We start from the raw sequence: 11,777 nt of genomic DNA on the forward strand, positions 1-11,777 counted from the left end.
GGGCGGAGGCGGCGGTGACATCGCCGACGTCCCGGGGTCTTTCGGCGGCGCAGGAGGCGCCGGCGGATCGGGCGGCTACGTGCACGGCGTCGTGACTGCCGCGTCGGCCAACGGCACCTTGACCGTCGTGGTCGGGTCGGGCGGCACCGGCGGCGCCGGAGCGCCGTCCGCCTCCGTGACCCACGGGGTTGCCGGTGCTTCCGGGCAGTCGGGTGCCGCCGGCGCAGACAGCACGGTCAGTACCGGCGGCTCCGTCGTCCTGGCCGCGCACGGGGGAGCCCCCGGAACCGGCGGGGGCGGGGGCGCCACGACCGGAGCCTACGGCGCCAACGGACAGGGCGGCGCCGGAGGCACGGGCACCTGCCCGGCCGGCGCCGGACTCACCCGCACCGGCGGCAACGGAGGAAACGCCGGCCATGACAGCACCAGCGTCCCCGTGGCCGGCGGCCCCGGCGGCTCCATCACCAACGGCTTGCTCCCGCCCACCTCCAACACCGGCGGCCCCGGCGGCCTCAACACCCAGGGCACCTCACCGGCGGGAACCGGCGGCGCCGGGCACACCGGCTATGTCGTGCTGACCCTGCTCGACAGCCCCACGGCCGCCCCCGCGGGCGGGTCCACCTACACCGGCCAACAGATCGTGCCGTACTCCGGCAACGCCTTCGGCCAGACCCTCAACAGCCAGAACAGCTACGCCACCGCGGCCTGCGCCGGCGGCACCCTCACCGTCCAGATCGTCCTGAACCAGACCAACCACCCCGGCGCCACCTTCCAGCCGGTCTACCTTCTGGACAGCGGCAGCTTCGTCTGGACCGGCGTGATGCTGACCACCGACGCCAACGGCAGCGGCGCCGCCGCCTTCACCGTGACCGGTATCGCGCCCGGATCGCACACCATGGCCATCGACATCAACAACACCCCCAACCCCGGAGACACCTACTACGTGCCGACCGCACGCATCCCCTTCACCTGCTGACACCCGGCGATCACGCGGCCCCAGCCCCCGGCCGCGAACGCGGCACGAAGAGGAAGTGATGAAGCGATGCGGACCGTACGCACCGCCATCTCAAACCCACACAGATACCGGTCCCATAAGCACCCTGCGCGCCAGAAGGCTGAAGCAGCAGGAACCACTCATAGCCTGACCAGGATCGGAGACTACGACGCGGTTCGCATACACGACCTCCACCAGCTCAACGGCCCTTGCCCGGCCGGCTTGGACATCGACGGCCAGGACCCACCGTCCTGCAACGAGCCGCTGAGCACTGCGGGCCGCCGCAGACGTCGAGCACGAATGGCATCAAGTCCGCGTCCCCGGTAGTTCTCGGGGATGGTTCGATGACGTCACAGCGAGACCATCGCCGTGAAACTATCGAGATCTCCGAGAAGACGTGCAGAACAACAACTCAAAAGGCAGCGTGTATGCACGCTGCGGCTGCCGACGCCCGATCGATTCCCGACCGCAAGGGGGTTGTGCTCGAGCGGGACGGCCTGGGCATGGCTCCTGGTACTACGCCCTCGACCTGCCACGGGAGGTGGAGGGTCGTCGGTTGCGGATACGTCGGGGCGGGTTTCGGACCCGCAACGAGGCAAGATCCGCGCTGAACCGGCTGCGGCTACCAGATTCGTCCGGACGCCGGGTGGCGACCGTGGGACAGTGGCTGACGGTCTGGTCGGAGACCAGACTGCGGCTGCGGCACTCCACCAGCCGTAGCTACCGCAGCATCATCGAGCACTACCTCATCCCGCACCTGGGGAAGGTGCCGTTGGTCGAGCTGGACCACAAGACAGTCGCCGCCATGTTCCGGGCGATCATCAAGGGCGGGGGAGTGTCGGGGAGGTCGCTGACGGCTGCGACCCTGCACCGGATCCACGCCACTCTCTCGGCGGCTCTGAACCGCGCCCGCCGCGAGGGGCTGATCGTCGGTAATCCGGCCCGGCTGGTGCGTCTGCCGCGCTCGCGTCGGCCGCAGGCGGTGGTGTGGTTGCCGGATGTGGTGGCGGCGTGGGAGGCGTTCGGGATTCGGCCGGCGGTGGCGGTGTGGACCCCGACGCAGCTGGCCGAGTTCCTCACGCGGATCCGCGGGCATCGGCTGTACGCGGCCTTCCATCTCACCGCGCTGCGTGGCTTGCGCCGTGGCGAGGTCGCTGGACTGCGCTGGTGCGACGTCGACCTGGACAGCGGCGTCATCCACGTCGCCTGGCAGTTGCAGAGACGGGACGGCGACCTGGTGATCGGACCGCCGAAGACCGCCTCCGGCCAGCGGTGGGTCGCGCTGGACTCGCTCACTGTCGAAGTGCTGCGCGCTCACCGCGAACGCCAGCTGGTGGAGCTGCGTGAGGCTGGAGCGGTCGACACCGGCTACGTGTTCACTGATGCTGTTGGGCTGCCGCTGGCACCTGCCCGTTTGTCGGATACCTTCCGGCGCCTGGTCAAGGCCACTCGGCTGCCACCGGTGCGGCTCCATGACCTGCGTCACGGCGCGGCGTCGCTGGAACTCGCCGTCGGGGCTGATCTGAAGTTGGTCTCAGATCAGCGTGGGCATTCCTCAATCGTGCTTACCGCCGATACCTATATCAGTATCCTGCCGCACCTGGTCCGCGACGTCGTCGAAGACGTCGCCGGGCTGCTCCTGCAACACGGCCTGCGCGTTCCGGGCCAGCCACGGTCGCGACGGCCGTTCGAGACCCGCTCCACGGTGCGGATGAGCGCGACTGTCTGACGTGTTGGTAGCCCGTCCGTAGTCCACAACGCCGGGATCTTCCGGGCGAATCGATCATGTCATGTCCGCAGATGCCCGAGCGCGGAATCAAAGCACAGGGATGGGTTTCCGCCTGCGGTTGAGTCCGAGCTGAACAACGCGATCACCCAGACTGCGTGGCGCACGGCGCCATGCGGTCATGTCGTGCTATCCAAGAACAGGGTCTGACCTGGGCGAATGACCATGGCCCCACATCGGACCCACGCCGGACCCACAAAACAAAACTGCTGGAACAGCAATACGCTGTTCCAGCAGGTCAATACGGGTGCGCCGCCAGGGACTTGAACCCCGAACCCGCGGATTAAGAGCGCGAATTTCCGCATCGCGGTGAGGGAGGGGTTCGTGGTCGAGCTGGGGCCGCGGGACGGATTCGGCCGTTCGAGGTACCGGCAACGAAGCCTGCAGCGGCCCAGGTCGGCATCGGTGTTCCGGTGGTTTCCCGGATCAGCGCCTCGACGGACCTGGACAATCTCCCTGGACCACCCTGGACCATCGAAATCCCGCGGACTTCGACCGCCGGACTCGCCGAGACTGTGGTCCAGGGATGGTTCAGGGTGAGTTCCTGGTACTGCTGTACCGCGCCGGTTCTATGGCGCAACTGGATGCCGTGCGCCCGGCGTGAACCGCACTGTCAGAGCGGAAATCCCGTACACGGGAGTCAAGTCCGGAAACCACCGGATAGACTCGTCGGCCACGCTGTAGTCGGGCATGCGATCGAAGACTTCTTCGAGCATCGCTGTGAACATCTCGCGGACCATCGGCGCTCCGAGGCAATAGTGTGGTCCGCCACCGAACGCCATGTGGCGATCGGAGTCCCTGTCGAGGTCGACCACATCGGGGTCGGTGAAGGTCCCCTCGTCTCGGTTGGCCGCTGCCCACGCCAGCAGAACGCGATCGCCCTTGCGCAGCGTCCGGCCAGCCATTTCGACGTCTTCCGAGAGGATTCGGCTCGTGCCCTGAACTGGCGAGACCCATCGTAGGAATTCGTCTGCGGCCTTCGGGATCAGCGTACGGTCGGCCATCAGTCGGGCTTTGAGTTCCGGCCGATGGTCAAGTGTCCGGAGCGCGATGGCGGTGAGACTGGATGTGGGGTCGATTCCCAGCAGCAGAAAGTACATCATCGAGACGATGGCGTCGTCCGATACCGGCTCGCCGTCAACCTCGCAGGTGATCAGGTGGGCCAGCAGGCCGCCGGGCGCTCCTTCGCGACGAGACTCCAGCGCCTCGACGATATCCAGGCAGATTATCTGTGCGGCTTCCCGTGCGGCCGGCGGGTCGTGGGGGGCGCTGAACAGGGCGCGATGGAGCATTGCGTCGATCTCGGACCATCGTTCCTCCGGGATTCCGATGTCGCGCATCGTCAGTATGCTCGGCAGCTTCTCTGTCAGCGCTTGCACGATGTCGCATGAGCCGGATTCGATCACTTCATCGATACATTCCCTGGCGAGCTTGCGGAACTCTCCGGCGCGGGCCGCGGTTCGCCTAGGTGAGTAGAAGGCGGCCATCAGCTTGCGGTATTTGAGGCACTCGGGGGAGTCAAGTTCGAGGGGGACCATCCTGCCTGTCTGCCCGAGCGGCGGAATTGTCACCCCCTGTACTGTGCCATCAGTCAAGTCCTGGGATGTTTTGAAGACTTTTGCGTTTCGGGCCGCGAGTGAGACTTCGCGGTGTCCGGTGGCGACCCAATAGCCATCCCAAGCCCGGCTCCATTGCACGGGGCAGGATTGACGCAGCCGAGCGTAAACCGGGTACGGGTCTTCGGCGATGGCCGGGTCGTGGCTGTCGTAGTCGACGTCGATATCCAGCAAGGAGGGCTTCTCGGGTGACGAGTAGACGTAATCAGTCATTCTCATCTCATGTCCTGTCTTGAGTCGGAGGGCGTCTTCCCTCGGCGGTGGCTCCATTGCCCGCGCTGATCAATCCGGCGACAGCCGCGATCGAGGAGTTCGCGAAGAAGTCGCCGATCGGGACGTCCACTCCGAACTCGCGCTGGATCCGCGAGACCAGGCGCAGGGCGGTCAGTGAGTGGAATCCGAGCCCGAAGATCTCCGCGTCCGGATCGATGTCGGGCAGGCCCAGCACCGTGCGATAGACGCCGTCAAGCCGCAGCTCCATTTCCGTCCCGCGCCGCTCGCGCCGTTCGATGGGGAGAGGCTGGATCGATAGCAGGGCTTCTTGATCGACTTTCCCGTGAGCCGTCATCGGGAAGCGATCGACCACGACGACCCGAGCCGGAACCATGTAAGTCGGCATCCGTGCGCGCAGGAAACGATCCACCGCTGCGGCCTCGGCACCTTCACCGACGATAAACGCCACAAGGTGGACGTCACCCGCACCCTGCCGTGACCGCTCGGGTGTGACCACAGCCTGCATGACATTCGGATGACCGGTGACGACGGCCTCGATCTCGGCGGGTTCCACCCGGTGGCCCCGTATTTTCACCTGTCTGTCGCTGCGGCCGAGGAACTCCAGGTTCCCGTCGGCGGTCCAGCGGCCGTAGTCGCCTGTGCGGTACATGCGAGCGCCTGCCCGCGGTGAGAACGGATCAGGAAGGAACCGCTCTGAGGTCATTTCGGGGCGGTTCAGATATCCCAAGCCGACCCCGGGCCCGGCGACGTAGATCTCACCCGGAATCCCGGGCCCGACCGCCGAGAGAGCCTCATCGAGCACATGGACGGCCGCGTGCGGCATGGGGGTGCCGATCAACAGGGCGTCTCGCCCGAAGTCCTTCGATGGCTGGAAAGTGGTACTGGTCACCGACGTCTCGGTCAGGCCGTAGACGTTGATCAACGGGACGCCGGTGTCACGCCATTGCTGATACGCCGAAGTGGGCGCCCGCTCGCCGCCGACCAGCAGCACCCGCATGTGCTCGAGCCGGCCCACCGACCCGAAAGCATCGCAGTTCACCAACTCGGCCCAGTAGGAAGTCGGCAGCTCGCAGATGGTGATCGTCCGGGACTGAAGGACTTCCAGGTACTCGTCGGCGATGGTTCTGGAAAGGTCGCCATCGAAGTAGACCAAGCATCCGCCGGCCGCCCACGTGGGAAAGAACTCCTCGACGTGCACGTCGAACGTCATCGCGGCGTTCTGCAGCATGCGATCGGCCGGTCCGAGGCCGAACGTGGTCACGGCCGAGCTGGTGAACGACACGAGGTTGGCGTGGGTGACCAGTGTCCCCTTCGGCGTGCCGGTCGATCCCGATGTGAAGGGGATGTACGCGACCTGGGTATCGCTGACATCGATCTCGTCGAGGTCCTCGCCGGGCTCCGCTGCCAGGGCCGACACGATGCCCTCATCGTCGAGCCGGAGAATCACCGCTCCGTCCGCGACGTCGGCTGCGAAGTCGCCGCGTGACAGAACGAAACGCGGCGTGCTTTCGGCCAGGATGTGGCTGATCCGCTCCACCGGGGCGAAGGGGTCGACCGGTACGTAAGCGCCACCGGCCTTGAGCACCGCCAGAACTGCCATCGGCCAGGACGAGTCTTGAGCCAAGGCGATCGCCACCGAGTCGCCGGTGGCGAGCCCTCTGGAGCGCAGCAGCCGGGCAAGCCGGTTCGCCTGCCCGTTCAGCTCTGCGTAGCTGACCTGGCTTCCGTCTTCGCGCTCCAGGGCGCCTGCTGCCGGAGTCATGCGGACGCGCTTCTCGAACAGGCCATGCAAGGTGCCGCTGTTCTCATTGTGCGGCGATTCGTCCGAGACGATTCCGAAGGGCTCGTTCCCAGCGGCCGTGGTGCGGAGCCGACCGATCTGCCGACCCGGGTGCGCCGAAGCGTCACCGAGTAATGCGAGATAGGACTTCGCCAGGTTCTCGATGGTCCCGGTGTCGAACAACCGGCTGTCATAGGCGAACTGCAGGCTCAAGGAGCCCAGTGCCTCCACGACACCGAGGTTCAGGTCGAATCGCGCCGCGCCATTGGAGAGCTCGTAGAGTTCTGTAATCTCGCATCCGGGCAACGAGGTCTCGAACTGGCTGGACTGCTCGAAGGAGAAGGCAGTCTGGAACAGCGGCGCCTGCCCGGCTGATCGGGAGCCCCCGACCGCGGTGACCAGTTCGGTGAACGGCACATCCTGACGCATGAGCGCTTCCAAGGTGCTGAGCTGCACCTCCTTGGCCAGGTCCGCGAACGGTTTGGCCATACTCGGACGCATCCGCAGCGGCATGGTGTTGACGAACAAGCCGATGAGGCTCTCCCACTCCGGACGACTCCGGCCGGCCAGCGGGCTGCCGATCAGAAGGTCCTCATGCCGGGTGAACCGGGCCAGGACGGCGCCCCAGGCCGCTGCCATCATCGATGCGGGCGTGATTCTGAGGGAACGTGCGCAGCGCAGCACCGCGTCGCAAAGTGCGCCGGGCGCTGTCAGTTGCAAATCTGTGCCCTGATATACGTTCGTCTCCCCGCGCGGGCGGTCGGTCGGCAGGTCCAGGAATGTCGGAGCGTCCGCCAGCTCCCGCACCCAAAGATCCAGGGCCTCCTGGTGCCCACCACTGTCGACCCAATGGCGTTGTTCCATCGCGAAGTCGCAATACCGTGTCGCGAGCTCCGGCAGCTTCGTATCAGCGCCGTCGACACCGGCGGCGTACAACTGGGCGAGCTCCGACCAGAACAGGCGCAGGGACCAACCGTCGGCAACGATATGGTGCATATTGAGAAAGAGAACGTTCTCGGTCTGGCTCAACCGCAGCAGACGTACTCTGATCAGCGGTCCGGTGACCAAGTCGAACGGCTCGGCAGCGGCTTGTCCCAGTAGGTCGCGCCACTGGCCCGAATAAGTCCGCAGATCGAGTTCCGGTACTTCGACCGGGTCGGCGGCGTCGGTGACCAGTAGTAGGTCGTCACCGTCGGGAACGAATCTTGATCGCAGCACTTCGTGCCTTCGAACGATCTCGGTCACGCAACGCGCGATCAGAGCGGCGTCTACGTCGCCGCGCAGACGGATCACCATCGGCATCCCGTACACGCTCCGGTCCGGCGCGAGCTGTTCGGCGATCCAGATCTGTTGCTGAGCATGAGTGGCTCTGACCCGGACTGAGTCGGCGATCGCGCGGGCGTCCCTGGTGTCCCCGGTCTCAGACGTCGTCGTCCCGGTGATGACATTGCTCATCGCAGCGCCAACCTCCTAGTAGCCGAGCAGGGGATCGATGAGGCCGATGGGTTCGCGGCCTTGAGCGACCAGTCGGATGTTGTCCGTCATCAGGTCGGCGAACGCCGGCAGCGAGTTCTCCAGGTCTCCACCGCAGTGCGCGGTGATCACACAATTGGGCATCGCCCACAGCGGGTGTCCTGCCGGGAGCGGCTCGGGATCCGTGACGTCGAGTCCCGCACCGCTGATCCGCTGCTCGGCCAGTGCCTGAACGAGGTCGTCCATGACGATCAGGCCGCCGCGCGCGACGTTGACCAGGCAGGCATCTGAGCGCATGACCTCGAGCCGTGCTCGATGGATCAATCCTTCGGTCTCAGAGGTCAACGGAAGCGCCAGGAAGACGACCCGGGCTTTCGCGAGCAACTCGTCCAACCGATCCAGCCCGTTCACCGTGACGGCCGCGCCGGGAACAGGCCCGCCGGAGCGCCGGACCACCGTCGTGTGGACCTGGAACGGTCGCAGGAGATCAAGCAGAGCACGAGCGATGGAGCCACCGCCGACGATCAGGACGTCGTTGTGCGCCAGCGAAACAGCGGGTCTCGGCTGCCATGTTCCGGATCGGATGGAAGCCGTCCCCTCGCGCAGCACCGTCAGCGCCAGCATCAGGGCATGCTCGGCTACCAGGTCGGCCTGGACCCCCATGGCCCGGCTCCACAGGACACCGCCGCGCATAAGCGGGAGGTAGTTCTCGATGCCCACACTGGCCAGCTGAACCCACCGTACTTTTGGAGCCACCTCCAGTATCTCCGCGAGTTCATCGGGTCCGTCTCCGATCCAGACCAAAGCCTCAGCCTCGGGTGCCGCACACAGCGCCGCGCCCGCGGCGTGTACCGCCGCGGACAGCTGCGGGTGCGGGGGTGCAGGCAGCACCGCGATCGACAAGCCTGGACTTGTAGTGGTCGATGCGGAAGTCATCGGTCACCGTCCAAGGCGTCGGCGGCAGCTGCTGCGAGCCTTGCTATGCCGCGGATGTGATAGTCGGCGAACACTTCGCGCAAACCAAGACTCACGCCGAGGTTCTTCCGGATCCAGCTGATCAGCCGAAGCATGAACAGCGAGTCTCCGCCGAGTTCGAGCAGATCGTCGACCACGCCCACCTCGTCCAGGCCGAGCAGCTCGGCCGCCGCCGAGGCCAGGCGCAGCTCCCGGTCATCGGCCGGAGGGACGAACTCGGTGGCCTGGTCGGGCCGGCGCCGCGGCGGCGCGGGCAGCGCGGCCACATCGATCTTCCGGTGCACGGTCATCGGCAACTCGTCGAGCCTGACCAGTACCGAGGGCACAAGGTGCGCCGGTAGTTCGGAGATCAGATGAGCCCGCAGCTCGACGAGGGTGACCGCAGCGGCGTCGGCGGCGACATACGCAGCGAGCCGCCGGTCGCCGGAGTCGTCGGTCTGGACGGTCACGGTGGCCTGACGCACGGCGGGGTGCCGGCCGAGAGCCGTCTCGATCTCGCCCGGCTCCACTCGGTATCCGCGGACTTTGACCTGATAGTCGCCGCGCCCCAGGAACTGCAGTCGGCCGTCCGGGAGGCGCCGGACGCGGTCACCGGTGCGGTAAAGCCTGGCCCCGGGCACGTCGGAGTACCGGTCGGCGACGAATCGTTCGGCGGTCGCGTCGGGCCGGCCCAGGTAGCCTCGCGCCAGGGACAGCCCTCCGACCAGTAGCTCGCCCTCGTCTCCCGCGGCCACCGGGTCGAGCCGTTCATCCACGATGTGGATGGTGGTGTTGATGATGGCGTCGCCGATGGGGAGGATGCCGTCTTCAGGCATCTGTTTGTCCGCGGGTTGCCAGTACGTCGCGGTCGCGGTCGTCTCCGTCGGACCATAGACGTGGACCAAGCCGACCCTGAACCGGTCCCAGTTCCTCACCATCTCGGGCAGGGGCCGGTCGCCGCCCATGATGATGAGTTTGAGCGAAGACGGAAGCGCCTCGCCGGTATCTGTCAGGTGACGGACCAGCAGATGCCAGTGTGCGGTCTGCATTTCCACGAGGGTCACGTGCCGCGATTCGATGTAATCCAGCAGGGCGTGAATCGGCGACAACGCCGCGCGATCGGCAGGAAAGACACACGTCGCTCCCTTGACCAGCGGTGGAAAAAGCTCTTCGAGCGATGCGGAGAAGGCCGCAGCCGCCAGCATCAGATACCGGTCACCCTGATCCATGGCGAATTCGTCGCTCGCCGCGGCGGCCAGGTTCGCCAGGCCCAGATGCGTGAGCATGACGCCCTTGGGCTGTCCGGTCGAACCCGACGTGTAGATCACGCATGCCACGTCATCCGGCCCGGGGGTCTGGACGTTCGGCGCTTTGTCCGATCGCCCTCGGTCCGGGGACAGCGTGGGAACGTCGACAGCGGGAATCGGGCCGGGGGACGTATCGGTGATCAGCAGCCTGATTTCCGAATTCTCGGCCAGGAATTCTTGCCGGCGCCGGGGATACTCCACGTCGATCGGCACGTACGCCGCGCCCGCTATGAGCACCCCCAGGACCGCCACCAGCAGGTCTGTCGAGTGCCGCATCATCACGCCGACCCGGTCCTCAGGGCGCACACCGGATTCGACCAGTCGCCCGGCCAGATGCCAGGCCTCGGCACGCAATTCCTGGTATGTCAGGGTGCGCTGTGGATCCTCAGCCGCCCGCGACCCAGGCGTGTTGAGTGCCGCGTCGTCGAGCAGCTCAGGCACCAGCGTCACAGTGGTCTGTGATCCCGTCGCGAAGCCGGTCGTCATGCCGAAACCTCCTGCGCGACCGCCAGTGTTGCGCCCTCTTGCAGGTCAACGATCGGCCGGAGGTCGGATCGCAGCACTTCGAGGGCGGGCACGACGCCGCTGCCGGACGCGGCTGCAACTCCGAAGGCGGGCAGGACCGCCTCGATCGCGGCCAAGGCCGCGACAATATCCAGCGGGTCCATATGCCCACAGTGGCCGAGCCTGATGACCTGATCGGTCAGATCACCGTTGCCCGCTGTCAGCTGCACCCCAGTGTTGTCGGCAACGGCTTGGACGACGTGCCCGGCCGACACATCGGCCGGGCAGTACGCCGCCGTCACGATGGCGTTGCGGTCCGATTCGGGCGTCAGCAGCGAGAGCCCCATCCCTTGCAACCCGGCCCGCGCCATGCGGCCCAGCAGCACGTGCCGTCGTACGCGCGCCGCCATACCTTCGTCGAGCAACAGGTCCAAAGCCGCGGCGAGCTGTAGCAAGGTCCCGATCGCCGGAGTCCACGGGGTTCGCGGTACAGGCTGTCGGAGCGCGTCGCGGGTCGTCGTCCAGTCGAAGTAGTACCTCGGCATCCTGGCGGTGGTGTGGCGCCGCCAAGCCCGCTCGCTGACTGAGGCGAACGAGATCCCCGGCGGCGCCATCAACGCCTTCTGCGACCCGCCGATGACGACGTCCAGCCCCCACTCGTCTGCTCGCAGTTCACACCCCCCGACGCCGGAGGCCGAGTCCACGATGGTCAGCACATTCGCGGCGGCCCGGCCCAGCTCGCGTAGATCGGTGACAACTCCGGTCGAGGTCTCGCAGTGCACCACGATGACCGCGACGATCGCGGGGTCCGCCACCAGGCGAGCGGTCACGTCGGCGGCGTCGGCCGATCGCCCCCATCCGACGGCCAGCTCGACGACCTCGAGTCCGAACGCCCGGCACATCTGGACCCAGCGCTCGCCGAACGCGCCGTTGTTGACGACCAGGACTTTGTCACCGGGCGAGAACAGGTTCTGCACTGCGCCTTCGAAGGCGCCGGTCGTACTCGAGGTGAACACGAGTACGTCCGACGCGGTGCCGAGGACCTGCCGGAGTCCGTCGACGACATGCGCGAAGGTGAGCGCGAACCCCGGGGTGCGCTCGTCCACCATCGGATGGGCTCCCGCTGCTG

Annotated in this window: 6 protein-coding genes and 1 pseudogene; 2 read left to right on the forward strand and 5 right to left on the reverse strand. The window is 66.6% G+C overall.

The genetic code is table 11. From position 1 onward, the window contains the following. A pseudogene (locus IZR01_RS10095) lies at positions 1 to 976 on the forward strand (hypothetical protein); the annotation flags it as partial. A 673-nt stretch (positions 977 to 1,649) separates the two neighbouring features. Further along, a complete protein-coding gene (locus IZR01_RS10100; protein WP_194892009.1) occupies positions 1,650 to 2,723 on the forward strand; it encodes a tyrosine-type recombinase/integrase in 1,074 nt (357 codons plus the stop codon). 626 nt (positions 2,724 to 3,349) lie between these two features. On the opposite strand, the gene IZR01_RS10105 is transcribed toward IZR01_RS10100, so the two are convergent. Genes IZR01_RS10105 through IZR01_RS10125 form a run of 5 tightly spaced genes read right to left on the reverse strand, consistent with a single transcriptional unit; the run spans position 3,350 to position 11,757 of the window. Further along, positions 3,350 to 4,609, reverse strand: coding sequence for a cytochrome P450 (locus IZR01_RS10105; protein ID WP_194923701.1), 1,260 nt, complete (start codon positions 4,607 to 4,609; stop codon positions 3,350 to 3,352). 7 nt (positions 4,610 to 4,616) lie between these two features. After that, the gene (locus IZR01_RS10110; RefSeq protein WP_194923702.1) at positions 4,617 to 7,865 is read right to left on the reverse strand and encodes a non-ribosomal peptide synthetase; all 3,249 of its coding nucleotides are present in this window, start codon (positions 7,863 to 7,865) and stop codon (positions 4,617 to 4,619) included. Between the two features lie 15 nt (positions 7,866 to 7,880). Next, a complete protein-coding gene (locus IZR01_RS10115; protein WP_194923703.1) occupies positions 7,881 to 8,819 on the reverse strand; it encodes an NAD(P)-dependent oxidoreductase in 939 nt (312 codons plus the stop codon). Next, positions 8,816 to 10,630: a non-ribosomal peptide synthetase gene (locus IZR01_RS10120; protein ID WP_194892005.1), complete on the reverse strand. Its 1,815-nt coding sequence runs from the start codon at positions 10,628 to 10,630 to the stop codon at positions 8,816 to 8,818. Before IZR01_RS10120 ends, IZR01_RS10115 begins: the two co-directional genes overlap by 4 nt. Next, on the reverse strand, positions 10,627 to 11,757 hold the full coding sequence (locus IZR01_RS10125) for a pyridoxal-phosphate-dependent aminotransferase family protein (RefSeq protein ID WP_228553921.1): 1,131 nt from the start codon (positions 11,755 to 11,757) through the stop codon (positions 10,627 to 10,629). The genes IZR01_RS10120 and IZR01_RS10125 overlap by 4 nt, the downstream gene beginning before the upstream one ends. Positions 11,758 to 11,777: the final 20 nt, after the last annotated feature.

The sequence above is a fragment of the Catenulispora pinisilvae genome (genome assembly GCF_015356865.1).
GTDB classification, from domain to species: domain Bacteria; phylum Actinomycetota; class Actinomycetes; order Streptomycetales; family Catenulisporaceae; genus Catenulispora; species Catenulispora pinisilvae.

What these genes read in the sequence shown, in the direction of transcription:
- IZR01_RS10115 (WP_194923703.1), bottom strand. Translation starts at nt 8,819, where the DNA reads ATGACTTCCGCATCGACCACTACAAGTCCAGGCTTGTCGATCGCGGTG.
- IZR01_RS10105 (WP_194923701.1), bottom strand. Translation starts at nt 4,609, where the DNA reads ATGACTGATTACGTCTACTCGTCACCCGAGAAGCCCTCCTTGCTGGAT.
- IZR01_RS10110 (WP_194923702.1), bottom strand. Translation starts at nt 7,865, where the DNA reads ATGAGCAATGTCATCACCGGGACGACGACGTCTGAGACCGGGGACACC.
- IZR01_RS10125 (WP_228553921.1), bottom strand. Translation starts at nt 11,757, where the DNA reads ATGGTGGACGAGCGCACCCCGGGGTTCGCGCTCACCTTCGCGCATGTC.
- IZR01_RS10120 (WP_194892005.1), bottom strand. Translation starts at nt 10,630, where the DNA reads ATGACGACCGGCTTCGCGACGGGATCACAGACCACTGTGACGCTGGTG.